At 60.7% G+C, this 24,696-nt stretch carries 18 protein-coding genes, 1 tRNA gene and 1 pseudogene; 8 read left to right on the top strand and 12 right to left on the bottom strand.

The window, feature by feature from the left end:
* From AUL39_RS00825 to dcm, 6 genes are all read left to right on the top strand, one after another.
* Window positions 1-414 (top strand): FHA domain-containing protein, encoded by a 414-nt coding sequence (locus tag AUL39_RS00825; protein WP_059052679.1) that lies wholly within the window; start codon window positions 1-3, stop codon window positions 412-414.
* Window positions 414-1,991: a Stp1/IreP family PP2C-type Ser/Thr phosphatase gene (locus AUL39_RS00820; RefSeq protein WP_059052677.1), complete on the top strand. Its 1,578-nt coding sequence runs from the start codon at window positions 414-416 to the stop codon at window positions 1,989-1,991. Before AUL39_RS00825 ends, AUL39_RS00820 begins: the two co-directional genes overlap by 1 nt.
* A 2-nt stretch (window positions 1,992-1,993) precedes the next feature.
* The gene (locus AUL39_RS00815) at window positions 1,994-4,864 is read left to right on the top strand and encodes an FtsW/RodA/SpoVE family cell cycle protein (protein ID WP_059052675.1); all 2,871 of its coding nucleotides are present in this window, start codon (window positions 1,994-1,996) and stop codon (window positions 4,862-4,864) included.
* A gap of 89 nt (window positions 4,865-4,953) precedes the next feature.
* Entirely contained in the window at window positions 4,954-6,942 is a 1,989-nt protein-coding gene (gene pknB, locus AUL39_RS00810; protein ID WP_059052673.1) for a Stk1 family PASTA domain-containing Ser/Thr kinase, read from the top strand.
* 184 nt (window positions 6,943-7,126) lie between these two features.
* Window positions 7,127-8,488 (top strand): Sau3AI family type II restriction endonuclease, encoded by a 1,362-nt coding sequence (locus AUL39_RS00805; protein WP_082667158.1) that lies wholly within the window; start codon window positions 7,127-7,129, stop codon window positions 8,486-8,488.
* A 63-nt stretch (window positions 8,489-8,551) separates the two neighbouring features.
* Window positions 8,552-9,841 (top strand): DNA (cytosine-5-)-methyltransferase, encoded by a 1,290-nt coding sequence (gene dcm / locus AUL39_RS00800; RefSeq protein WP_059052669.1) that lies wholly within the window; start codon window positions 8,552-8,554, stop codon window positions 9,839-9,841.
* A 302-nt stretch (window positions 9,842-10,143) separates the two neighbouring features.
* On the opposite strand, the gene AUL39_RS00795 is transcribed toward dcm, so the two are convergent.
* The 10 genes from AUL39_RS00795 to AUL39_RS00750 all read right to left on the bottom strand — a co-directional run bounded on the left by AUL39_RS00795 (window position 10,144) and on the right by AUL39_RS00750 (window position 20,038).
* A complete protein-coding gene (locus AUL39_RS00795; protein ID WP_059052667.1) occupies window positions 10,144-11,406 on the bottom strand; it encodes an AlbA family DNA-binding domain-containing protein in 1,263 nt (420 codons plus the stop codon).
* A gap of 354 nt (window positions 11,407-11,760) precedes the next feature.
* A tRNA-Arg gene (locus tag AUL39_RS00790) sits at window positions 11,761-11,836 on the bottom strand.
* A 51-nt stretch (window positions 11,837-11,887) separates the two neighbouring features.
* Entirely contained in the window at window positions 11,888-12,655 is a 768-nt protein-coding gene (locus AUL39_RS00785; RefSeq protein ID WP_059052665.1) for a hypothetical protein, read from the bottom strand.
* Entirely contained in the window at window positions 12,642-13,538 is an 897-nt protein-coding gene (locus AUL39_RS00780; protein ID WP_174519241.1) for a phosphoribosylaminoimidazolesuccinocarboxamide synthase, read from the bottom strand. Before AUL39_RS00780 ends, AUL39_RS00785 begins: the two co-directional genes overlap by 14 nt.
* Window positions 13,539-13,650: 112 nt before the next feature.
* Window positions 13,651-15,192, bottom strand: coding sequence for a HAMP domain-containing sensor histidine kinase (locus tag AUL39_RS00775; protein WP_059052663.1), 1,542 nt, complete (start codon window positions 15,190-15,192; stop codon window positions 13,651-13,653).
* A gap of 9 nt (window positions 15,193-15,201) precedes the next feature.
* Window positions 15,202-15,939 carry a response regulator transcription factor gene (locus AUL39_RS00770; RefSeq protein WP_032110099.1) on the bottom strand — a complete coding sequence of 246 codons (738 nt, stop codon included), beginning with the start codon at window positions 15,937-15,939 and terminating at the stop codon, window positions 15,202-15,204.
* Window positions 15,940-16,043: 104 nt separating this feature from the next.
* A complete protein-coding gene (locus tag AUL39_RS00765; RefSeq protein WP_059052661.1) occupies window positions 16,044-17,285 on the bottom strand; it encodes a hypothetical protein in 1,242 nt (413 codons plus the stop codon).
* A gap of 9 nt (window positions 17,286-17,294) precedes the next feature.
* Complete coding sequence (locus AUL39_RS00760) at window positions 17,295-17,561, bottom strand: TIGR03905 family TSCPD domain-containing protein (RefSeq protein ID WP_059052659.1); 267 nt, start codon at window positions 17,559-17,561, stop codon at window positions 17,295-17,297.
* Between the two features lie 52 nt (window positions 17,562-17,613).
* Window positions 17,614-18,960 (bottom strand): adenylosuccinate lyase, encoded by a 1,347-nt coding sequence (gene purB / locus AUL39_RS00755; protein WP_059052658.1) that lies wholly within the window; start codon window positions 18,958-18,960, stop codon window positions 17,614-17,616.
* 52 nt (window positions 18,961-19,012) lie between these two features.
* Entirely contained in the window at window positions 19,013-20,038 is a 1,026-nt protein-coding gene (locus tag AUL39_RS00750) for a hypothetical protein (RefSeq protein WP_059052656.1), read from the bottom strand.
* Between the two features lie 220 nt (window positions 20,039-20,258).
* Here AUL39_RS00750 and AUL39_RS11395 point away from each other — a divergent pair.
* Window positions 20,259-21,035: pseudogene (locus AUL39_RS11395) on the top strand (oleate hydratase); the annotation flags it as partial.
* 92 nt (window positions 21,036-21,127) lie between these two features.
* Window positions 21,128-21,367, top strand: a complete 240-nt coding sequence (locus AUL39_RS11390) for a hypothetical protein (RefSeq protein WP_059052652.1) — start codon at window positions 21,128-21,130, stop codon at window positions 21,365-21,367.
* Between the two features lie 406 nt (window positions 21,368-21,773).
* Here the strand turns inward: AUL39_RS11390 and argH are convergent, their stop codons facing one another.
* Both argH and AUL39_RS00730 read right to left on the bottom strand, forming a co-directional pair.
* Window positions 21,774-23,159 (bottom strand): argininosuccinate lyase, encoded by a 1,386-nt coding sequence (gene argH / locus AUL39_RS00735; RefSeq protein WP_059052650.1) that lies wholly within the window; start codon window positions 23,157-23,159, stop codon window positions 21,774-21,776.
* Between the two features lie 157 nt (window positions 23,160-23,316).
* Entirely contained in the window at window positions 23,317-24,537 is a 1,221-nt protein-coding gene (locus AUL39_RS00730) for an argininosuccinate synthase (protein WP_032110093.1), read from the bottom strand.
* Window positions 24,538-24,696 lie beyond the last annotated feature (159 nt).

Raw genomic sequence — 24,696 nt, 5'->3', positions numbered from 1 at the left:
ATGATCGACCTAATCCTCTTTGCCGGGCGAATCATCCTGGTAGTGCTTCTTTACGTGTTCCTCTTTGCCGCCATGCGCGCGGGCGTGGGCCTAGTGCGTGGACAGCGCAGGGACACCGCCATCTGGTGCGTGGACGTCGAGAAGGGCTCGCGTGCCATGCGTGGCCTGCATGTGGACGTGCTCGGCCCCGTGGTTGTGGGCCGCTCGCCCTCCTCTGACATCGTGATTGACGAGCCATACGTATCGGCAACGCACGCGCGCTTTACCATTCAGGGCCCCGCCCTGGTTCTAGAGGACCTTGGCTCCACCAACGGAACCATGGTCAACGGCCATGTCATCGACCAGCCCGTCACCCTTCGCGACGGTGACGAGGTGCAGGTTGGCGACACCGTCATGCGAGTGAGCCGCCAATAATGGCCGCCGAGGACCAACAGACACCGCTCAAGGACACGCCTCTCGAGGAGGTCGTGCCTGACGTCCCCCCAGCGGGGGCGGTGGGAAAGCATGCCGCGGCTGCCGAGCAGACCGTACACGCCGCCGTGGACCAGAGCGCGCCAGCCGACGAAGAGGCCACGCCCGCGCCACAGCCCAAACATGCGGCGCCGGTTGAGCAGCCCGCGTCCTCCGCTCCCGAAGGCACCCACGAGGAGGAGGCACCAGAGGACACAACCCAGCCGCAGGAGCCCGTCAACGCTCCCGGACGCGCGACCATCCCCGTGGAGGGTCGCGCCGGAGCCGATGCCACCTGCGGGAAGAACGCGTTCATCTCCTGGGGCGCGCGCTCCGACGTGGGCCTGGTGAGAAGCCATAACGAGGACTCGTTCCTCATTCGCACGCCCTGCTTTGCGGTGTGCGACGGCATGGGAGGTCACGCGGCAGGCGAGGTTGCAAGCTCCATCGCCGTAGAGACCATTGGCGAGAAGGCCCCGGCAACCGCAGACGACACGCTCCTGGGCGCAGCAATCGAGGCAGCCAACCAGGCTGTCATCAAAGGCGCAGAGGAAGGCCGCGGCAAGCCCGGCATGGGCTGCACCGCCTCTGCCGCGCTCATTGACGGAAACCGCATGGCCATTGCCCACGTGGGCGATTCTCGCATCTACCTTTTGCACGCAGGCACTCTGGTGCGCGTGACGCGTGACCACTCCTACGTGGAGGAGCTTGTTGACGCTGGCCAGATAACCGCTGACGAGGCACGCGTGCACCCCTCGCGCTCCATCATCACGCGAGCCCTGGGCTCAGACCCGGACATGTACGCCGATCACTTCTCCATTGAGGTGTCCAACGGCGACCGCGTCATCCTCTGCTCGGACGGCCTCTCCAGCATGGTTCCCGACAGCGAGATAGAGTCGCTGGCGGTCTCGAGCGCCACGCCGCAGCAGGCAGCAAACAACCTGGTTTCCGCCGCGCTCACCGCCGGTGGCGCCGACAATATTACCGTCATTGTGGTGGACGTCCTCAACGACGGTGTGGCGGCTGCCGCGCGCAAGCACTCGGTGGGGTTTGCCCTTCGCGTGGTAGTTGCCATGGTGCTCGTGGCCGTCGTGGTTTTTGGCGGCATCTTCGCCTTTGCAAAGAACGAGTGGTATCTGGGCGTAGACGGAGACACCGTAGGTATCTACCAGGGAATTGACGGCGAGGTTCTTGGCATTTCCCTCTCCAACCTTGTGCAGACCACGGCAGTTGAGGTAAGTGACCTGCCCGCAAACGTGGCCACACAGCTTGAACACGGTGGCGTTCGCGTTGACAGCGAGCAAGAGGCCCTCTCGACCGTGGAGTCCTATCGCACGCAGATAGACGCCGAGAAGACCAAGGCAGCCGAGAAGGCCGCCGAGGTCACCGCCGAGGGCAACCCCACAGGCGAGGCGGCGCCGGCTGACGGAACGCAGACGACCGAGTCTGGCACAGATTCCGGCGCGGACTCCGCAAACGGGGACACCGCGACAACAGCCGACACTACTGGGGATACGACGCAGACAAACGGGGGTGAGTGACCATGGCCAACGAGAGAATCCGCGGTGGCAACCGCAGAAACATGGAGCTGCTCTTCCTCTGCCTGGCAGCCGTGCCGGTGGTCCTGCTCTACGCCCTCTACATTGTCAACGACAACGTGGCGCTCTCCCTGAGTACGCTCGCCGTCCCCGTGGGGCTCTTCGTTGCGTTTGCCGTAGCTCACATAGCCGTGCGCATCCTTGCGCCAGATGCGGACCCGGTGATATTGCCCGTGGTATTTCTCCTCTCGGGCATTGGCATAGCCTTTGTTACGCGGCTTGCCCCAGACCTTGCCGAAAACCAGGTGATGTGGCTCTTCATCTCGGTTGCGGCGATGGTTGCGACGCTCTTCTTTGTGCGGAACCTCGACAAGCTTGCCGACTACAAGTACACGCTGGGCCTTATCGGCGTGATCTTGCTCATACTCCCCATGATCATTGGTACCGAGAAGAACGGCAGCAAGCTCTGGCTTACGTTTGGCGGCTTCTCGTTCCAGCCGGGCGAGCTTGCCAAGATCCTCATCGTTCTCTTCTTGGCCTTCTACCTGGCATCCAACCGAGAGGCGCTCTCCATCACTGCTCACCGCGTGGGACCCTTCCGCATTCCGCGCTTCCGCATGCTGCTCCCCCTCTTCATCATGTGGGGCATCAGCCTGCTCATAGTTATCTTTGAGCGCGACCTGGGCAGCGCCCTGCTCTTCTTCATGTACTTTGTGATCATGCTCTACGTGGCAACGGGTCGGTGGAGCTATGTCTTCATCGCCCTTGGCCTTTTGGTCATTGGCTTTTTCTTCTGCTACAACTTCTTCTCGCACGTGAAGATTCGCGTGGACATCTGGCTTGACCCCTGGTCAGATACGCAGGACAGCGGCTACCAGATCGTGCAGTCGCTCTACTCCATCGCCGACGGCGACCTAGTGGGCACGGGCATCGGCAAGGGCCTGCCCACCCTCATTCCCTTTGTTGAGAGCGACTTTCTCTTCTCGGCCATTGCCGAGGAGATGGGTCTTCTGGGTGCCAGCGCGGTCATCATTCTCTACATGCCCTTCTGCGTGCGCGGCTTTGCCACGGCGGCCCGCGCCAAGTCCGATTCCTCTGCCTTTGCCGCGGTAGGCCTTACCACGGTCATTGGCTTCCAGGCGTTCCTCATCATTGCTGGTGTCACCAAGCTGTTGCCCCTCACGGGCGTGACGCTGCCCTTCATGAGCCAGGGCGGCAGCTCGCTGCTCTCGAGCTTCATCATTGTTGGCCTGCTCCTGCGTGCGGGCGACGAGGGTACTGGCCGAGAAGCGCAGCTTGTGGCCAGCACACCCGAGAACGGCAACGGGCACGTCTCGCTGCTGGGCGCCCAGGCATCCGCCTTTGTGCACGGGTCGCACGCCCGTGGTCGCTTTGAGGTGCAGGGCGATGAATCTGGCGTCCTTGGGCGCGTTGCCCTGGGCAAGCGACTCACTGCGCTTATCACCGCCTTTGCAGTGCTCTTTGCGGCGCTTATCGCCAACCTCACCTACCTGCAGGTGATTCACGCCAGCACCATCCAGAACATGCCGTCCAACAACCACACCATTGCCAAGAGCGCCTACGTACAGCGTGGTGCCATCATCACCTCCGACGGTGTCACGCTGGCAGAGAGCCTGCACCAGGAGGACGGCACCTACCTGCGCTCCTATCCGCAGGGGTCGCTGGCCGCCCACACCGTTGGCTACATCTCGACACGTTACGGCTCTGCCGGCATTGAGTCCACCATGAACGAGACGCTGACAGGCAGCTCCAACTACTCCGACTGGAGAAGCGCGCTCTACTCACTCGCGGGCGTCCAGGAACCGGGCAATACCGTGGCACTCACCATCAACTCCCAGATGCAGCGCACGGCCGAGTCTGCCCTCGAGGGCTACACGGGCGCCGTGGTTGTGCTCGACCCGTCCACGGGAGCCGTTCTCGCCAAGGCAAGCGCACCAACGTACTCCTATGACCAGCTGGATAGCGTCATGAGCTCCAGCGGCTCGGGGTCCCAGCTGCTCGATCGCACCACGCAGGCGCTCTACTCGCCAGGCTCCACCTTCAAGGCGGTCACGCTCTCTGCCGCGCTCGACACCGGTACCACCACGCTCGACACCGTCTACGACGCTGAGCCAGCGCTCACCATTGGCGGCGCCGAGGTGAGCAACTACGGCTACAACGACTACGGCACCCCCACCCTGAAGGAGGGCTTCGCACTCTCTTCAAACACGGTCTTTGGTCAGGTGGGCGTCCAGGTTGGGGCCTCCAACCTGGTGAAGTACGCCGACGCCTTTGGCTATGGCACCAATGTGGGCCAGGACTTCAATACGCTGGTGTCGCTCATGCCAGAGCCTTCCGAGATGACCGAGTGGGAGACCGCGTGGGCAGCCTGCGGCCAGCCCGTGGGACAGCACGCAAGCCCCGCCGGACCGCAGGTAACCGTGATGCAGAACGCCATGGTTGCGCAGGCAATCGCCAACGGCGGCGTGGTCATGAACCCGTACGTGGTAGACCACGTGCTCTCGCCGGAGGGTGCTGTTATCTCTACCACGCAGCCCAAGTCTTTGGGACAGGCAATCTCCGCCGACACTGCCTCACAGGTCAAGGAGGCCATGCTGGGCGTTGTTGACCACGGCACCGGAACCAGGGCCAAGGTCCAGGGCGTCCAGGTTGCCGGCAAGACTGGCACCGCCCAAATCGAGGACGGCAAGATCAACTCGTTCTTCATCGGCTTCGCGCCGTACGACAACCCCACGCTCGTCATCTCTGTTGCCATCGAGGGAGAAGATGGCGCCGACGTCGAGGGGTACGCTGCCGCAGTGGCGGGGCAGGTCCTTGCGAGCTGCCTCAATATTCAGGCACTTGGCGCAAGCTGATGAAGATAGGCTTTACGAACGCGAACCGCAGAGCACTTTAAACGTAGACACAAGACGCGGTGTTGCCGCTTGGGTGATAGGAGAGGCAGATGGCAGACAGGGTCCTTGGCGGAAGGTACCAGGTCCTCGACAAGGTGGGGACGGGAGGCATGGCCACGGTGTACCGTGGCATGGACCAGGTCCTGGGGAGGACTGTCGCAATTAAGACGATGCTGCCCCAGTACGCAACCGACCCCTCGTTTGCAGCGCGCTTCAAGCAGGAGGCGCAGGCAGCGGCTGCGCTCAACAGCCCGTACATTGTCTCGGTCTATGACTGGGGCAAGGACGGCGATACCTACTACATCATCATGGAGTACCTGCGCGGAACCGACCTCAAGAGCGGCATCCGCAAGCATGGAGCACTCGACTGCAAGAAGGTTGCGCAGATTGGCTCGCAGATAGCTCAGGCACTCTCCGTGGCCCACAACCATGACATCATTCACCGAGACATCAAGCCGCAGAACATTATGGTGCAGCCCGATGGCAACATCAAGGTGATGGACTTTGGCATTGCCCGCGCCAAGAACAGCCACCTCACTACCGACAACTCCGTGCTGGGCACGGCGCACTACGTATCGCCCGAGCAGACCCAGGGCAAGCCCCTTGGCCCCACCACCGACCTCTACTCTCTTGGCATCGTGATGTACGAGGCCGCTACCGGTCGCGTTCCGTTTGATGGCGACAACGCCGTGACCGTGGCCATGAAGCAGGTCACCGAGCAGCCCGTGCCGCCCAGCCAAATCAACCCCAACGTGGACCCGCAGCTTGAGGCCATCATTCTCAAGTGCATGCAGAAGGACCCCAAGGACCGCTTCCAGACGGCTGACGAGCTCTACCACACGCTTCACGATTACCTTGCCGGCCGCATGCAGGCGGTCAACAACGCAACGGCAATGCTGCCCGCAGCGGCAACCACGCCCCTGGCCGCTCGCGGGAGCAACGCCACGCAGAGCATGCCGCGCATGCAGGCCACCGGCAGGATGCGCCCCCAGTCTGCTACCGAGCAGGCTGCCCAAGAAGAGGAGGAGCGCCGGAAGAAGCAGCGGCGCAACCGAGTGCTTGCTGTCATTGGCGCAATAGCGGGCATTGCGCTTGTGGTGTTTCTCGTTGTGAGCGTACTTGGGTCCGGATCAAAGGCATACTCGGTGCCCAACCTCCTGGGCCTTACGCAGGATGAGGCCGCGGCAATGCTCGACTCTGACGGTCATGGCTTCGAGATAGGCGAAGTGACCGAGCAGTACTCCTCTACCGTCGAGGAGGGCAAGATCATCGAGCAGACGCCCGGTGCCGGACGAACGGCAACGGAGGGCTCGAAGATTGACATCGTGGTCTCGAAGGGAGAAGAGCCGGCAGCTTCGGTCACGGTGCCAGACCTCACCAACTGCACACCCTCCGAGGCACAGGACCTTCTCAACAAATACGGGCTTAAGGGCCAGGCGGGGGATTCTGTCTACAACGCCGACGTTGAGGTTGGCCACGTAGCGGAGCAGGAGCCCGCAGCCGGTACCTCGGCCAAGGCCGGAGACACCATTACCTATCACCTCTCGCAGGGCGCTGAGCAGGTCTCCGTTCCCAATGTTGTGGGTGACTCCCAGTCCGACGCAACAAGCGCGCTCAAGAGCGACGGCTTTAGCGTGAACGTGGTGCAGTCCTCCTCGTCCAGCGTCGAGAAGGGCTACGTGATTAGCTCCAACCCGTCTGCCGGCACGAGCGCCGACAAGGGCAGCACGGTGACCATTACGGTGTCCACGGGCCCGGCGTCCGTCTCGGTGCCCAACGTTGTGGGCTATGACGAGTCCTCGGCCGAGACCGCGCTCAAGAATGCAGGCTTTGGCGTCTCGGTGACTACCGAGACGAGCAGCACCGTTGCGAAGGGCAAGGTCATCTCGCAGTCTGCTACCTCGGCGACCTCGGGGTCGACCATCACGATTGTGGTGTCGAGCGGCTCTGGCTCGAGCAGCAATAACACGACGGGCAACGAGGGCAACACCTCGGGCGGAGATCACTCGGGTAGTAGCGGCACTTCAGGCAATCACTAGTACCACCGGTTGACAACCGGCAAGCGAGAGTTGCGAGCCTCCGGTCTGCAGGATGCGGACCGGAGGCTTTGCTGTGATGTAGGGGAGACGGGCGAGTCACAGCTCGTCTGGGTTATAGCGGTAAGCTGGTCTTGCAACACCACCCGTAAACAGCATCGATGCTTCGCGCCTGCCGGAGGCGACCGTGGATAAGAGCCATCTTCCCTATGACCCAACCAAGATTCACTCAATAGTTGAATACGCAGAGACCCTTGTTGGGCACACGCTTCGCGAAAAGACTGACGCACCAGCGCTTCAAAGCCCGAAGCGACGGCGCGGATCATTTGGCAATGCATTGGAAGAGTACTTCTTCGAATACAAGCCAAACAGCGACTCCATGCCAGACTTTCCTAAGGCAGGACTCGAACTCAAGTCAACACCAGTAAAACGGACAAGAAAGGGAGAGCTCGTAGCGAAGGAACGCCTCGTCCTCATGAAGATTAACTACATGACCGTGGTGCACGAGACATTTGAAACGAGCCATCTCGTTAAGAAGGCATCTAAGATACTTCTTGTCTCCTACGTTTGGGAGAAGGACTCCGACCCGCTTGATTACAAGGTAGAGATGGCAGAGCTATGGGGCCTTCCAAAAGAAGACATGCCCCAGTTCAAAATTGATTGGGAGACGGTAGTAAACAAGATTCGCGCCGGCCACGCGGAGGATATCTCGGGCTCTGATACCCTCTACCTCGAGGCATGCACTAAAGCCGCCAATTCGACAGAACGAACCAAGCAACCATACTCTAGTGTTCCCGCCAAACCACGGGCTTGGGCACTGAAAGCATCCTACATGACCGCCGCAGAAAACAGGCTACGCCAAAATAGACAAGCAATCAGGCGCATGCGGGGAGAAGATAGCCTTGGTCTTCTCGACCTTGTACACAGGCGTTTTGTTCCGTACTTCGGAATGACCGAAGAAGATTTGTGCAGAAAATTCTGTGTCACAAGGCCCGGAAAGCGACTTCCCAAGAACGCCTGCGCACTTGTAACCAAATCAATCCTCGGTGTAGAAGAAAACGCTGAGATAGACGAGTTTGCAAAAGCGGGCATCCAGCCCAAGACCATACGTCTAAATAAGAGCGGTCGTCCAAAGGAGGACATCTCCTTTCCTGCATTTGACTACTTTGAACTCGAAAAGACACCCTTTGAGAGCTCTAGATTCTATGGTTACCTCCAACAAATGTGGCTTCTCGTTATTTACCGCGAGAGCTCCGATGGAGCTTACAGACTCTCTGACGTAACACTCTGGCAGATGCCCGAGAAGGACATCCCCGAGGCACGGCGCTGCTATGAACAGATGCGCAATAACGTAAGGGAGGGGCATGCTGAAATCTCGGTAAGAGCCACCGAGAATCGTTGCTGTCATGTACGGCCCCATGCACGAGATGGACACGATACTCGACCTCAACCCCATGGCGCACCAGTCGTAAAGAAGTGCTTTTGGCTCAATGCCTCATACATGAAAACGGAGATTGAGATGGCCATAGCTACACACAGCCACAATTAACAACACCGAGATCGGCTATCATGATCGCCTAGGAATTAGTCCACAGACAGCGAACGGAGAAACGTGGACGAAGAGATTAAGGTAGCCGAGCTCTTTGCTGGAGTCGGCGGATTCAGGCTCGGCCTCGAAGGCTATTGCGACGACGCCAAGGGCTGGAACCTGCCTTCCGCGGGCCCATACAGAACTGTATGGGCAAACCAATGGGAGCCCGGCTCTGATAAAAGGCAGTTTGCCGCCCGTTGCTACGAGGCCCGCTTTGGGAAGGGTTCCCTAGTAAATGAGGATATTGCCGCTGTCCTTGACGAATACGATGCTGGTCAGCGAGCCATCCCCGATGTCGACATTGTGGTTGGTGGCTTTCCCTGCCAAGACTATTCAGTTGCTCGTCCTCTCTCTCATGCCGATGGCATTGAAGGCAAGAAGGGCGTCCTCTGGTGGTCCATCTACCGCTTTTTGCGAATCCAACTTGCCAAATCGCCTGATAATGCGCACTGGTGCTTGTTCGAGAACGTTGACCGACTTCTCAAGAGTCCAGCGAAACAGCGAGGGAGAGATTTTGCTGTCATTCTCTCCTGCCTCGCTTCGCTTGGCTATTCGGTGGAGTGGAGGGTCGTTAACAGTGCCGAATACGGCTTTCCTCAGCGTAGGAAACGCGTCTACATTCTTGCTGAACGCAATGTGCAGTGGGACCTCAAGGAGAGGCTCCTCCATGGTGCAATGGCAAGCGCCTTTCCCATGGAGGCGCCAGAGGCAGTTAGCTATGTCGACATCCCAGCTGACCCCTATGTTGTCTCCCAATCTTTCAACGTAGGCGGAAAACTCTCACCTTTCTTGGATGCGGGCGTAATGGTTGGAAGCAAGGTGATTACTTGCAAGGCGCTGGAGGCCTATAACGGGCCTCGAGAGACTCTAGGAGACGTTCTTATCCCCGATGTGAACGTACCCGAGGAGTTCTTCGTTCCTGAGTCGCAGCGGGAGAAGTGGGAGTACCTCAAAGGCTCAAAAAAGGAGAAGCGAACCAATAAGGCCACGGGTTTCGAATACAGTTATTCCGAAGGTGCCATGTCCTTCCCGGATCCAACGGATAGACCTTCTCGAACCATTCTTACGGGTGAGGGCGGCCGTGGCGCGTCACGCTTCAAGCATGTTGTGCAGTGTGCGGATGGACGACTTCGCCGACTAGTTCCAGACGAGCTAGACCAGCTCCAATGTTTTCCAAAGGGTTGGACGGACACGGGAATGACCGATGGGCAGCGCGCGTTTTGCATGGGCAACGCACTTGTTGTTGGCATCCCCCACCTTATTGGTCTTGAAGTTGCAAAGGAATTCTCTTCTAAAAAGGGCAGCGAATAGCGGGCGGCTTCAATTCATGTTGTGCTGCTACGCAAGGAACTACGCACGGTAAGGAGCGAGGCGTGCAAAAGCCCAGTTGTCTATGAGGCCGGCACTCGACCGTGCGTAGTTCTCATTCAGGCCTTTTTCCGGCAAGTGAGCTAGTCGTGCTTCACCCAGAAGCTTCCTAGATTGCGGGGTAGCAAGTTCCACAATTGCAAGGTTTGTTGCTCCACAGTTGTAAGGTACGTGGGTTCGACGCTGTGCCAACCAAGGCAGCCACGCAGGCAGTGCTGGGCGCAAAGCCGTCTTGGGTCTCTCCCCTACCGTTCCCCGCTGGTGCTGAGTAGGGCGTTCACCAGCTCCACGTCATCGGGATCGGGAGAGCCAAGCGGTAGGCCACATGCCTCGAAGAAGTGGCTGCCCGCAAACTGACGCGCACGGAACGTCTCGTGCGCACCATCGTCGAGGTAGCGAACGCGCGAGATGCAGTCAGTGCTCGCGCAGTAGAGGGCGCCATGCCGAGCCGCGTAGCCAAGGTACGTCTCGTTTGCCGACCAAAGGGTTACGCCAGCCATGTGCTCAAGCTCGTATGCCACCGCAAACTCCCGCCAAGAGAGGCCGCGCAGCCGCACGTAGCGATCGAGCAGTGACGCCATTCTCGTCACGCGGCGCAGCGTGGCAGTAGCGTCCATCAGACGCGCATCCGACCGCGGCGAGAAGAGCGTGCGCTCCGCGAGAGATTGCAGAGCTTGTTCGCGCTCTTCTCCCGTGACCATAACCGCAGGTACCGAGAGCTTCATAGACTCGTTGGGAAAGAGCTCGATTGCCGAATGCGCAACGACCGTCTCGTCTCGCTGAGAAGTTCTAAACACCAGGCTGTCGTGCGCATGCTGGATGCGGCAGCCAATCCCGTAGCAATCGAAGGCTGCGCGCATTGCAGCGGCACCCTCGTTGATGCTTGCGCGGGAATTGACCTCCTCGGCCTCTGGACCGAGTCTAAAGAGGTAGAGGTCAAAGAGGGCAACGGGGTCTACCGCGTCATCTGCCATGGGATAGTAGACCGTCCGGCGGCAGAAGCGGCGCACGTCCAGGCGTCGGCTTGTCGCGCGATCGTAGAGGTCTACCAGCGCGGTTCCGTCGGCCGGCCCTGAGGTTGAGCCCTCGCGTATCTCGACGATACCGTCAGCAACGTATGGCGGGAAATCCCCCTCGTCAATGCGCACCAGAATTACGCCGCAATTGTCATCCGATGGGTCCGCTAGGAAGCGAACCTCAAAGTGCGGTGCTGGCGAGACGTGACGGCGGCAGAGCTCGCCTATCACCTGGCTAACGTCTGCGGTGCCTCGCGGGACGGGCATGACCTCGCGGGAGTCATCCGCAATGCCAATCACCAGCCAGCCGCCGCGCGAGTTCGAGAACGACGCCACAATCTTGGGAATCTTCCTGCGCACGCTGGGACCAAAGGTCTGCTTGAACTCCAGGACAAAGCCTTCCTCAAGATCCGAGAGTTGGGCAAGGTCCTCCCAGGTCACATCGCCAATCGCTTTGGGCCGACCTTGCTCGTCGCGAAACGGGCTAAACATGGTTCCCCCTTCACCAGCGGTTGTGGGGTGACGGCACGGTGATGGTTTGAGTGTAGCGCTCATGCGGTACCAGCCGTAGGGAGGCGCATGACGCCGAAGGGGGGAATTGCGCGCCCACGCTCTCCTGCGGAAACTCGCCCTCCGGCGAGAAAACGGCGCCGGAGAGAGCGCTATCGAAGCAATCACGTACAAAACGGCCCTTCGGGCGGCAAAATCTCGCGCGAAGGGCAATTCTTGCAAGTAAGAAGTGGCGATTCCAGCAGGCGCGCTTCTCGCACGGCTTCGTACCTGGCGCGCCGACACAAAAAAGCAAGCGGGCCAGAGCCCCTAAAGGCCCTGGCCTGCGACGATTCGTGGTGCCCCCGGGCCGATTCGAACGGCCGACACCAGGTTTAGGAAACCTGTGCTCTATCCCCTGAGCTACGAGGGCGTGCGAGAAGACATTCTACCATCGACAAACGGCGTATGCCATGGTACAAGCCTACTTCTTCTTGTTGGTACGACGCTCCTTTGCGGCTTCCTTCTCGGCCTGGCGCGCAGCCTGCGCCGCGTTCTCGCGCCGACGCTCGGCCTCGAAGAGCTCTGCGAGCTTCTTGTCGCTATACCCAGCAACCTTGCGCTCGGTAGCCTTGCGAACGGGGCGACGCACGCGCCAGTCGTACACGAAGGCGCCAATGATAAGGCCATACGCAAGCACCAGCGACGCCACCGAGGCAATGCCAACAACAGTCTGGTAGTCGGTGCTGTCGGCAGGGAATGCCCACACCAGAATCAGCGAGACGATGGTCATGCCAAAGCCAACGCCAATGAGAATCCACCATGTGCGGTCGGTGCGACGGTACTCCTCATTAGTGCGAAGGATAAGGTCGTAGCCGCGCTGGCGGAAGTCCTCCTCCTCGCGCTGCTTGCGCTTCTCCTCCTTGCGGGCCTCCTTCTGGGCCGGACTGTTGCCTCCGCCAAAGAGGCCGCCGCCCATGCCGCCCATGCCGGCGGAGGAGCCGGAAGATGCTGCGCGAACCGTCGAGGCCGCCTCGCGGCTGGGCTTGGCGCCGGCCGCAGAGCTGCGATAGCTCCTGGTGGTCATGGGGTCGCGCTTCTCGGCCTCGTCCTTTCCGGACTTCTCGGCCTTTGCGCCGCGCTCGGGCTTCTCGGCCTTGGCGGCATCGGCGGCAGGCTTAACGTTGCCGCTCAGGCCGCCAGCCTCCTGCGCCTCCTTGCGGGCGCCGTCGATGGTATCACGCAGTGACATGGGACTCCTTCATGGGCTCAAACTCGTGGCCGGTGATAATCTGGAACGCCTCCTGGTAGCGGCTGGACGTTCCCTCGATGACGTCCTTGGGAAGGTGGGGCGGCTCGCCGGTCATGTCCCAGTTTGCCTTGAGCCAGTCGCGCACATACTGCTTGTCGTAGCTGGGCTGGACGTGGCCGGGCTGGTAGCCATCGGCAGGCCAGAAGCGGCTGGAATCCGGCGTGAGGCACTCGTCGATAAGCGTGAGCTTGTCGTCGATGAAGCCAAACTCAAACTTGGTATCGGCAATGATGATGCCGCGCGTGGCTGCGTACTCAGCCGCCGCCTTATAGATGGCGAGAGAAGCGTCGCGCAGCTGGGCCGCGGTCTCCTCGCCCACGATCTGGGCGCAGCGCTCAAACGAGATGTTCTCGTCGTGGTCGCCCAGGGCCGCCTTGGTCGACGGGGTAAAGATGGGCTCAGGGAGCTTGGACGCCTCCACCAGGCCACCGGGAAGCTTGATGCCGCAGACGGTACCGTTGGCGTCATAGGTCTTCTTGCCTGAGCCGGTGAGATACCCGCGCACGATGCACTCGATGGGGATGGTCTTTGCCTTCTTGACCAGCATGGAGCGGCCGGCAAGGTAGCTTGCGTAGCGGTGGTACTCTGCGGGGTAGTCGGCGACGTCCATCGAGATCAGGTGGTTGGGCATGAGGTCGGCAAAGCGCTCAAACCAGAAGGCCGAGATGCGCGTGAGAATCTCACCCTTATAGGGAATCTCGTCCGGAAGAATGTAGTCAAACGCGCTGATGCGATCCGATGCGACCATGAGCAGGGCGTCCCCGCAGTCATAGATGTCGCGGACCTTGCCATGGGAATCCGGGCGAAGCTCGATGTCTGCCACGATAGACCTCGTTTCCTGTTGATAGTGCGCCCGCTGGTCAGGCACGCAGTGAGTAGTGTAGCGCACGCCCGCAGAGGTCGAGCACATCAGAGCGCCTCTGTCGCAGTAACCCCTACTTCTCCTGTTGCTTCTCCTGCAGCGCCTGCTTGAGATTGCGCCGCCCGCGGTTGAGAGGCACGCGGATGGTGAACGTGGTGCCCTTGCCCAGCTCGGAGTCAACCGAGATGGTTCCGTTATGCCGGTCCACAATCTCCTTGGTAATGGAGAGGCCCACGCCCAAGCCGCCTGAGACCCGCTCTCGGCTTACATCCGAGCGCCAGAAGCGCGAGAAGGTCTGCGGGATGTCCTCCTTGGCAATGCCAATGCCCGTGTCGCGCACCGAGATGATGGCGTCCGAGTGGTCAGAGCCAACCGAGACAACAACCCAGCCGTCCTCGTCGGTGTAGCGCATGGCGTTGCTCATGAGGTTGACCACGGCCTCGCGGATAAGGTCCGGGTCGACGTCCGCCTGGCACTCGCCATGAGCCGTGTCGTCCTTGAAGCGCAGGTGCAAGCCCTTCTCGTGGAAGAGCTGGTGCTGCGAGCTCACGAGGCTTTTGACCAGATAGACCACGTCGGTGCGCTCCACCTTGAGCTCCGTCGTGCCGTTCTCGAGGCGCGAGAGCTTGAGCATGGCGTCGACAAGGCGAGAAAGACGGCGCGTCTCGGACGCAAGGGTCTCCAGGTGCTCGTCGTCTGCGGGCAGGACACCGTCCTGCATGGCTTCGACGGTCGCGAGGATTGCCATGAGCGGGGTTCGCAGCTCGTGCGCAACGTCGCTGGTAAGGCGGTGCTCGAGCTTGAGGTCCTTCTCGAGCGAGGTTGCCATGTCATCGAAGGTCTCACCAAGCTGGCCAATCTCGTCCGTGCCGCGCACGCCCGTGCGAGCGGTGAGGTCACCGTTTCTAATCTGCGAGGCTGTACGCGTGATGCGCTGGATGGGCTTGGTGAGCGAGCGCGAGACAAAGTAGCCAATGATTACCGCGAGCACCACAGCAATGGCCGCGGCTGCGGCAATGGCGCTGTAGGAGCTCGCACGGAACTTGGCATCTGAGGAAGTGAGGAGCGCATCCGAGCCAAAGGCCCAGAGCCGCACCGTACCCACCATCTCTCCCTCGGAGTCAACCACGCTGGCCGTCACTACAGACTCCGAAGCCGTGGGCACCGTACTTGTCCCCGTGGTGGTAACGCCGGAATCGCCATGGCGAGACATTCCCAGCGTGTCGTCGTAGATGATGTTGCCGTCCGCGTCGAGCACCTGGAGCCCAACGTCTGGCGAGGAGACCGAGAAGGAGGACGCGTTGGCGATAACCCCTGGCGTCCAGCCCCCGGCCGTGTCATACCCAATGGCCAGCGTATCAGCCGCCGACTGGGCGAGCGACTGCATGTTGCTTCTGGTATAGGCCTTAAACTGGCTCTCCCACACCACCGCCAGGACCATCACGAAGATGGCCGCCGTCATGACCGCGGTAAGCGCGAACGAGATGGCCAACTTGGTCGAGTAGGTCCAGCTGTGCTTGGGGTCTGGCTTTATCGTGTTAAACGAGCCACGGCCCGTGGTGGCCTCAGAACCACCACCGGCCGCGCGATCGTTACTTGGTCCATGCGAGGCCACGCTGGCCTCCTACTCGGCTTTGGCCTTGGCCGCCTTGGCCTTGTCGTCGGCCTGGGGAGCCTCAAAGCGATAGCCAACGCCGTGAACGGTGTAGAGCCAGCGCGGGTTGCGCGGGTCGTCGCCGAGCTTGGCGCGCAGGTTCTTTACGTGGGAGTCGATGGTGCGCTCGTAGCCCTCGAAGTCATAGCCGAGGACCTTCTCAACCAGCTCCATGCGCGTGTAGACGCGGCCGGGATAGCGGGCAAGCGTGGTGAGAAGCTTGAACTCGGAGGCGGTGAGGTCAACCTCCTTGCCCTCGACCATGACCTTGTGGCCGGAGATGTCGATGACAAGATCGCCAAAGTCCAGAACCTCAAGCTGGGGCTCGGTCTCGGTGTGGGCGCGACGCAGCAGCGCGCGCACGCGGGCGATGAGCTCACGCGGCGAGAAGGGCTTGATGAGATAGTCGTCGGCACCAAGCTCAAGGCCAATAACGCGGTCCTCGACCTCGCCCTTGGCGGTAAGCATGATGATAGGCACATTAGAGGTTTCACGGATGGCACGGCATACGCGCTCGCCAGAGAGCTTGGGGAGCATGAGGTCGAGAATCACAAGGTCAAACGAGTGCTTCTCAAACTCCTCGACGGCGCTCTGGCCGTCGCCGACACCGCGCACGATATAGTTCTCGTGGTCGAGGTAGGCGGCCACGACGTCACGGATTGCCTTCTCGTCTTCTACCAGCAGAATCTTCTTCTCGTCTGAAGCCATACGGCCTCCTTTAAGCTTGGCAACGCTCGATGGATAGATGAAACCCACCGTTTCCATAGTAGTTCCATAGTAGTGTACCCCACTAGGCCCAAAGTCGAACCAAGCTATAGGGGGAAGGTTCTCACAATTACGGAAGCGGGGTAGCCGGTGGTGGCGTCCTTGACCGACGAGAACGTCACAAAGGTGTTGCACTCGCCAACACGCGCCGGGTACTCGCCATAGTCCACGCTCCTATCGACCGAGGAAAGCACGCTGTAGGTTTGGTCGTTGGCGTTAACCACAATGTAGGAAGAACGACTTTTGATGAAGTAGACGCCGTTTTTGCCAGCCGCTGCGCACTCGAACGGCTCGCGGGAGAGGTAGAGAAAATCGCTGCCGTCACTCGACCCGATATAGGTGCCCATGTTGCCAAGAAGGCCACCCGAGCTGTAGTTTGCCTCTACGGAGACCACAAACTTCTCACCCATGCGGCAGGCTCTGAAAGGCTTAACCGAGGCGGGCATCACAAGCTGGTCCACCTTGGTCTGAAGACCATCGGCGATGGTATAGGCGGTGACCCCGTAGTAGGTTCCCTCGCTCGCGCGCACGCGGGGAGCAAGGACAACCCAGTCACCGCAGACGGCAGGCGAGGTGGCAAAGCGGCCCGGCGACTCCACGACGGCTTGAGCGTCGGAGGAGCCAACGGTCCAGAGATAGCAGTAGGAGGTCTCAGCGGTTTTCGAGCCAGAGGTTGAAGGCTGCACCTGCCAGATAACAGAGGTTCCGCTACAGGCAACGGGAGCGGGGTCCCAGTCGGAGTCTGCCTGCCAGAGGGTCTTGGTCTCGCCCGTAAGGGCGCCGTTTGAGAACGCCGAGGCAAAGAGGCTCCACTCGCGGGTGATCATGTCCAGCTCAACCCATGCGTATACCGAATCCGAGCAGGCAACGCTATAGATTACCGAGGTAGTGGTACCCGTGACAGTCTTGGTGACGACCTCTTTGAGCTCGCCCGATGAGGTCGAGAAGGCCGAGGCCACCACCATGGGATTAGAGGAGGCCCCAGCCGTAGTAACAGGAAGCCACACGCCCTCGGCAGGATGCAGAACGTTACCCAGGGGCAGCGTCCACTGGTTGCTTGCAGAGTAGGGCAGGTCGACCGAGGTGAAGGTATCGAGGACGCTTGTGCCCGTGTCTTCAGAGACGTTGACGGGCTCGGCCGTGTCCGCCGTGTCCTGCGCGGTGTTTGTGCAGCCCGCTAGGACACCTATGGTTGCAGCGGCAGAGGCAGCCGCAACGCCCGTCTTGAAGAACGAGCGTCGAGAGATGCCCGCACGGTGGGACGCTTGTGTGTGGCGGTGGCCAAGCACGTCGAGCTCCTAGGCGCGCGCCGCGGACTGGGCCTCGCGCAGGGCGTGGCTCAGCTGGTCTGCGCAGGAGGTGCGGCGGGGGCCACAGGTGTTGCCCTCAAGGGTGTTTGCAACCTGGTCGACGGGCTGGCCCTTAACCAGCTTGCCAATGGCCTTAAGGTTGCCGTTGCAGCCGCCATCAAAGGCAACGCCCTCGATGGTGGAACCGTCATCACTCAGGTCAACGTGGATGGCCTGCGAGCAGACGCCTCGAGGCCGGAAGTCATAGTGGAACATGGATTCCCCTCTTATTGGTCATGAGTGGCGAGAAAAACGCTGGTACAACCATCTACTCGAACTCGAGCTTCTCCAGGCGATCAAACACGACGTCCTTGCGTACAAGGAAGCTCTGCGGATCAAAGATTGCGTCGAGCTGCTGCGGAGTAAGCGTACAGCGGCTGTCTGCGGCGAGCTTGTCCTTGAACGACGTGCCCGGTGTGCAGTCCTGCACCTCGTGCCAGGTTGCCATGGCATCGTCCTGAACGATCTTGTAGGCCTCCTCGCGGGTGATGCCGGTCTCGACAAGGGCGAGAAGGACCTTGCTCGAGTAGATGAGTCCACGAGTCTTGTTGAGGTTAGCCAGCATGCGCTGCGGGTAGAGTACCAGCCCGTCCACAATGCGGATAAGGCACTGGAACATGTGGTCAAGCGCAATGAAGCTATCGGCCTGGGCAACACGCTCGGCCGAGGAGTGCGAGATGTCACGCTCGTGCCACAGCGCCACGTTGTCAAAGGCAACCTGGGCATTGGCCTTTACTACGCGAGAGAGGCCACAGACCTTCTCGGCAGTGATGGGATTGCGCTTGTGGGGCATGGCGGAGCTCCCCTTCTGGCCCTTGCGGAAAGGCTCCTCCACCTCGAGGGTGTCGGTGCGTTGGAGGTTGCGAATCTCTGTAGCAATGCGCTCGCAGGTAGCCGCCGTGGTGGCAAGGACACCGGCGAGGTAGGCATGGTGGTCGCGCGAGATGACCTGCGTGGAGAGAGGATCGTGCACCAGGCCAAGGTACTCGCAGACGTACTCCTCGACAAACGGGTCAATCGAGCTGTACGTGCCCACCGCACCAGAGATAGCACCAAATGCCACGTTGGCACGGGCGTCCTTAAGGCGGTCATAGTCGCGCTTAAGCTCCCAGGCCCAGCTGCCAAACTTCATGCCAAAGGTCATGGGCTCGGCATGGATGCCGTGGGTGCGCCCAACGCAGAGGGTCTCGCGCTCCTCGAAGGCACGGCGCTTGCAAATCTCGCCGAGCTTCTTGCAGTCATCAAGCAGGATGTCCGTTGCCTGCACCAGCTGGTAACACAGCGCGGTGTCGCCAAGGTCCGAGCTGGTCATGCCAAAGTGGACCCAGCGGCTGGGCTTGGGGTCGCCCTCGGGGACGTCTGCGTCGATGTGACGGCCCATGTCGGTGAGGAAGGCAATGACATCATGGTTGGTGACGGCCTCGATGGCGTCGACCTCATCCTTATCAAAGGCGGCGTGCTCGCGAATCCAGGCTGCCTCCTCCTTGGTGATGCCAATCTTGCCAAGCTCGGCTTGCGCCTCGCATGCAAGGACCTCAATCTCTTGCCAGATGGCGTACTTGTTCTCCAGCGAGAAGATGCGGCCCATTTCGGGACGGGTATAGCGATCGATCATCTGCGTTCCTTTCGCAGCGAGGTCTTTGATGCCTTGATTCTACCGCGGCAGTCTATTTGGATGTGGAGGCACGGTGCTGCTTGGCAGCAGCGCGTGTAACGGAACCCGCACGCCGAACAGATGAGCTTGCCGCATCTTGCGCCCTAGATACGTAGCCCGTAAGGTCTGCGCCGGTGAAGAGCTTGATGACCCAGAAATAGAGAAGAAGCACAGCAAGGGGCACCAGACAGGATGTCACAATGGTTGCAGCCACCGTGTCAATTAACTTGTTGAGTTGCTCGCCCACGGCGTTTGCAGCGTCTGCAGCGCCAGAAGCAAGCGCGTCGATTCCACTCGTTATTGCAGACCCAAGCATCTCGAGAATGTTCTGATCCTGCTCGGTATCCTGATTGCTGTTCTCCTCATAGACAGTTGCACTTGTCTCATCTGCCTTTTGGGCGGCCTCTTCCGCCGCGAGAGACGTCTTGTATTGCTCGTCGATGGTATTGGTGAGTGTGGCACTCACCGGCACAAGCGTTACCAGCGCAATACCAACCACCACGAGTTTGGCCGCCCACGTAAACAGAACTTGCCGCGGGCCCCAATCCCTATACGTCCATAGCCAACCAAGTGCAAAGCAAATCCCTATAGGAACCAAGAACCTAAACCCCACCATGCCAAAGGTGGTAAGGAGAAACTTCTCTAGATAGATGATGGCAAGAACAACCGATAGCTTGCCCGAGAGGTCTGCTAGCTGGTTGGCTATGGGGGTACCCACGTCATCCGGGATGGCAGACACCGCCACAGATGCTGTTGTGGCAGTTGCAACAAGTCCCAAGGCACCGGTCTTCTGCTTGTCGAGCGTCTCGTTTACCCCGGTATAGGCTTCAGTCGAAGAGTAGTATGTCCCAAGTGGAAACTCGCAGATGAGAAGGAGCGCTACCAAGATTACCGTCGCTACCACCGTTGCGGGGGTTGCCAAATCGAACGGCCACCTCTTTGGGGGCGTGGGCAGCTGGTAGTCCGGCCCTGTGGAATCACCCTGCTCCACAGCGGGCACGACTCTCTGCAAGGCCTCGCTAAGGTTGCTCTTTTCCATATGCTCTCCCATCTACAGGGATAGAGAAAACAGAACGTGTGTTCTACTTCATACTACATCACTGCGGACCAATGTTAACCGAAGACCTTGGGAGTCGCCCCAGCGGCGCCTCCTTGAGGCAAGTCGGCCCAAGCTTAGCCGCCTTGCCGCCGGTTGCCGTTGGGTATAGAACAGGCATGTTTCTGTTTTCGCAGGTCACCAGTGTAGAGAGGCGCTGTGCATGCAACGTAAAGATGCCAAAATGGAGCTCGCACTTGCTCTCAAGCGGCTCATCCGTTGCCACCCCCTCGACAAGATCACGGTGACCATGCTCGCCACCGAGGCGGCCAAAAAGGTCGCGCGGGCCATTGTGGTTGAGAGTGACGGCGCCGAGAAGCGCATTCCCCTCACCGAGAACGACCAGGTCTACATCACCGACGGCGGTTGCGTCGAGAATGCCACGTGGGGCTCGCAGAACACCGTGGCCAAGGTCGACCCCGAGATTCGTCCTGGTGGCGGCTGGGACATGTGGCGTCGGATTGCCGCGCAGGCGCCTGACGGTTCGTTTGGCCATCCCGATGTGTTCTGCAGTGACCCCGAGCAGTCCAACTGGATGAGCGCCACCGTCGATACCGATGACCCCGAGATTCTCTCGGCGATTCAGCACGTCTGCCGCCGAGACCCGCTCTCCGGCCGCGTGGTAACGGGCGGCATCGTGACCGCGCGCGACTCGAAGTAGCTGCTCAGCTGGACCATCAACCGCCAGCCACAGTTCAAGACCCAACCCAAGGGCCACGTACTTGTGTGGGTGTACGCGCTCTTCACCGACCGCGAGGGCGGCTTTGTCAAGAAGCCCATGCGCGAGTGCACCGGCGCAGAGGTCTGCGAGGAGTGGCTGTACCACGCTGGCATCCCCGAGGACCGTATCGTGTCGCTGGCACAGGAACATGCCAACACCACCACCTGCTACATGCCCTACATCACGGCCTTCTTCATGCCCAGGAACGACACGGACAGGCCTAAGGTGGTTCCCGAGGGCGCCGTCAACTTTGCTTTTATCGGGCAATTTGCGAGGTCGCGCGCGACACCATCTTCACCACCGAGTACTCCATGCGCACCGGCATGGAGGCCGTCTACACGCTGTGCAATGTGGATCGTGGCGCCCCCGAGGTCTGGAGCTCCGTCTACGATGTGCGTTGCCTGCTTGACGCTACAACCAAACTGCAGGACGGCCGTAAGGTCACTGATATGAAGCTGCCGCTCATCGAACGGAAGGCGCTTGAGACCGCGCTCCGCAAGGTCAAGAGCACGGACATCGAGAAGCTGCTCAAGGAGTACGGCGTAATCTAGCCGCTCTAGGAACTGGTGCGGAGGCCCGGAGGCGTCACGATTGCCTCCCGGGCCTTTCTTTGCGGCAAGGAACTGCTCACACGGGCTCTTGGTGCATAAAAACGCTCTATCGGACGGACATTCTAGCTTTGGCGCATAAAAACGCGCTATCGGACGGTGCCTTTGAGCTTGCGGTATCAATCTTGCAACTAAGTATGTAAGGTACTGAATATTTTTATAGATATTTTCATATTCATGGATAATTAGTTTCATGATTGATTGCTGGTCTCTGAGAGACCCGTCCGATAGCGCGTTTTTATGCAGCTGGCCACGAAATCCCGTCCGATAGCGCGTTTTTATGCAGACATAGCACCGGGGCGGGCACGCTCGTGCGCGCTCGCCCCGCTTTTGCCAGTTTTAGACTGCCTTACCGACCCTCGTCGGCCGCTAGGCGCTCCTTGGCCTCGGCAAGCTGCACGCGCACCGCCGCCTCGCCCGTACCGCCATAGGTCACACGAGCGTTGGCAATGCCCGCGGGGTCAAGGTCCTGCGCGATGTCATCCCCAAAGAGGGGGCTTGACGCCTGGAACTCCTCTGCCGTCAGGTCCTCGAGGCCCTTTCCGTGCTTCTCACAGTAGAGCACCAGCTTGCCCACGACCTCATGCGCCTCACGGAACGGCATGCCCTTCTTGGCCAGGTAGTCGGCAACATCCGTGGCGGCGGTAAAGCCCTTGCCTGCCTGCGCGAGCATGGTCTTGGCATTCACGGTCATGGTCTCGAGCATCCCGGAGGCAATCGCCATGCAGTCGAGCAGAGTCTTGGCCGCATCTGCCGGGCCCTCCTTGCACTCCTGGAGGTCCTTGTTGTAGGCAAGCGGGAGCGACTTCATGGTGGTGAGCAGCGCCATGAGGTCACCGTAGACGCGACCGGTCTTGCCGCGCGTGAGCTCGGCAAAGTCTGGGTTCTTCTTCTGTGGCATGATGGACGAGCCGGTAGAGTAGCTGTCCGAGAGCGTGATGAAGCCAAACTCCGTGCTGCTCCACAGGACAATCTCCTCGCACAGGCGCGAGAGGTGCATCATGCTTACGGCGCAGGCGTAGTCGAGGTCGAGTAGGTAGTCGCGGTCCGAGACGGCGTCCATCGAGTTGGAAATCGCGTGATCAAAGCCCAAAAGCTGGGTGGTGTAGTCGCGGTCGAGCGGATAGGTGGTGCCGGCGAGCGCCGCCGAGCCCAGCGGGTTGGCGTCAGCAGCAGTACGAGCGGCGACAAGGCGCGTGTAGTCGCGCGAGAACATCCAGAAGTACGCCAGCATGTGGTGCGAGAAGAGCACCGGCTGCGCGTGCTGCAGGTGCGTATAGCCCGGCATCACCACGCCCAGGTTCTTCTCGGCAACGCTCAAGAGGGTGCGGCGCAGCTCGACGTTGCCCTCGAGGAGCTCCTCGCAGAGGCGCTTGGCGTAGAGACGGATGTCGGTCGCCACCTGGTCGTTGCGCGAGCGCCCCGTGTGCAGGCGCGCGCCGGGCGTGCCGATGTCTGCGGTAAGGGCCTTCTCAACGGCCATGTGGACGTCCTCGTCGTTCACATCCCAGGCAAAGGTGCCATCCGCGATCTGGCCAGAGATCTTCTCGAGTCCGGCATCGATGGCCGCGGCGTCATCGTTGGAGATGATGCCCTGCTTGGCCAGCATCTTGGCGTGCGCGCGCGAGCCCTTGATGTCCTCCTGCGCCATGGCCTTGTCATCCTCGAGCGATGCGCCAAACTCCTGCGTGAAGGCATCGACGCCCTTCTCGAACCTACCGCCCCACAGTGCCATGCGAGCCCCTCTCGATACCGTGCCAGTGTGCCTGCTAGCTTACCGCAACAGCTCGCGCAAACGAGCTGGTAGAAAAGCCGCCGCCGGGAACCCCGACGGCGGCATCGCTTCCCACGTGCTTCTTGGGCGGACCGAGTCTGTCCCGCCCAGTAGCGATCTACTGCAGCTTGGAGCCGGGGCCCTGGACGCGAGACCAGGTCTTGGACTGCAGGCCGTGGATGGTGATGAAGCCCTTGGAGGCCGTGTGGTCGAAGGTGTCGCCCTCGTCGTAGGTGGCCAGGTTGTAGTCGTACAGGCTGTACGGCGAGCGCAGGCCGTCGACGAACAGGCCACCCTTGCAGAGCTTGATGCGCACCTCGCCGGTGACGTACTTCTGGGTGTAGGCGTTGTACGCGTCGATGGCCTCGCGGTTCTGCGAGTACCAGAGGCCGCGGTAGACCGTGGAGGCCCACTCGACATCGAGCTTGGCCTTCTGCTTCAGGGTCTCCGCATCAAGGCACAGCGTCTCGAGCGACTGGTGAGCCTGAATGAGCAGCAGCGCGGCGGGGCACTCGTAGCACTCGCGGCTCTTGATGCCCACGACGCGGTCCTCGATCATGTCGATGCGGCCAAAGCCGTTACGGCCGGCGATCTCGTTGGCCTTGATGATGCAGTCGAGCAGCGACATCTTCTCGCCGTTGATCGAGACGGGCAGGCCGCCCTCAAAGCCAATAACCACGGTCTCGGGGTCGGCGGGGCAGTCCTCGGGGTTCTTGGTCATAGTCCAGATGTCCGCGGGCGGCTCATTCCAGGTGTCCTCGAGCACGCCGCACTCGATGGCACGGCCCCACAGGTTGTCGTCGATGGAGTAGGGCTTCTTGTGAGTGGTGGGCACGGGCACGCCGTGGGCCTTGGCCCACTCCATCTCGGAGTCACGCGTGGTGAGGTCCCACTCGCGCACGGGCGCAATAATCTCGAGCGACGGGTCAAGGGCGCGAATCGAGGTCTCGAAACGCACCTGGTCATTGCCCTTGCCGGTGCAGCCGTGAGCGATGTACTTGGCGCCGTACTCGTGCGCGATGTCCACGAGGTGCTTGGAGATGATGGGGCGAGAGAGCGCGGAGAGCAGCGGGTAGATGCCCTCGTACTTGCCGTTTGCCCAGATGGCCTTGGAGACGATGGTCTCGGCGTACTCCTCGCGCATGTCGACGGCCTCGGAGGCGATGGCGCCCATGTCGAGGGCCTTCTGCTTGATCCAAGAGAGGTCCTTCTCATCCTGGCCTACGTTGCCGCAGATGGCGATGACGTCCATGTTCTTCTCGACCTGCAGCCACTTCACGATGACGGACGTGTCCAGACCACCGGAATACGCGAGGACGACCTTTTCCTTCTCAGCCATGTTGGTGCACCTTTCTGTTGTTGGGCCTTGATACCCCTTGCAGACATGCGAACAAACGAGCGCCGTGGTTGTTTCGCGGCGTCACGAAGAGCCCCCGATCGTGCCGGGCGCTGCTGGGTGCCTTGTCTAGAACTGCCTGTGACGAGAGAGACGACAAGA

It is taken from the genome of Tractidigestivibacter scatoligenes (genome assembly GCF_001494635.1).
GTDB lineage: Bacteria > Actinomycetota > Coriobacteriia > Coriobacteriales > Atopobiaceae > Tractidigestivibacter > Tractidigestivibacter scatoligenes.
Note: the sequence above shows the minus strand (reverse complement) of the source record. Positions and strands in the feature narration are given on the sequence as shown.

Excerpts from the sequence above, each read along its gene's own strand:
- AUL39_RS00825 (WP_059052679.1), top strand. The coding sequence starts at position 1 with ATGATCGACCTAATCCTCTTTGCCGGGCGAATCATCCTGGTAGTGCTT.
- AUL39_RS00820 (WP_059052677.1), top strand. The coding sequence starts at position 414 with ATGGCCGCCGAGGACCAACAGACACCGCTCAAGGACACGCCTCTCGAG.
- AUL39_RS00815 (WP_059052675.1), top strand. The coding sequence starts at position 1,994 with ATGGCCAACGAGAGAATCCGCGGTGGCAACCGCAGAAACATGGAGCTG.
- pknB (WP_059052673.1), top strand. The coding sequence starts at position 4,954 with ATGGCAGACAGGGTCCTTGGCGGAAGGTACCAGGTCCTCGACAAGGTG.
- AUL39_RS00795 (WP_059052667.1), bottom strand. The coding sequence starts at position 11,406 with ATGTTTAGCCCGTTTCGCGACGAGCAAGGTCGGCCCAAAGCGATTGGC.
- AUL39_RS00785 (WP_059052665.1), bottom strand. The coding sequence starts at position 12,655 with ATGTCACTGCGTGATACCATCGACGGCGCCCGCAAGGAGGCGCAGGAG.
- AUL39_RS00770 (WP_032110099.1), bottom strand. The coding sequence starts at position 15,939 with ATGGCTTCAGACGAGAAGAAGATTCTGCTGGTAGAAGACGAGAAGGCA.
- AUL39_RS00760 (WP_059052659.1), bottom strand. The coding sequence starts at position 17,561 with ATGTTCCACTATGACTTCCGGCCTCGAGGCGTCTGCTCGCAGGCCATC.
- purB (WP_059052658.1), bottom strand. The coding sequence starts at position 18,960 with ATGATCGATCGCTATACCCGTCCCGAAATGGGCCGCATCTTCTCGCTG.
- AUL39_RS00750 (WP_059052656.1), bottom strand. The coding sequence starts at position 20,038 with ATGGAAAAGAGCAACCTTAGCGAGGCCTTGCAGAGAGTCGTGCCCGCT.
- AUL39_RS11390 (WP_059052652.1), top strand. The coding sequence starts at position 21,128 with ATGCGCACCGGCATGGAGGCCGTCTACACGCTGTGCAATGTGGATCGT.
- argH (WP_059052650.1), bottom strand. The coding sequence starts at position 23,159 with ATGGCACTGTGGGGCGGTAGGTTCGAGAAGGGCGTCGATGCCTTCACG.
- AUL39_RS00730 (WP_032110093.1), bottom strand. The coding sequence starts at position 24,537 with ATGGCTGAGAAGGAAAAGGTCGTCCTCGCGTATTCCGGTGGTCTGGAC.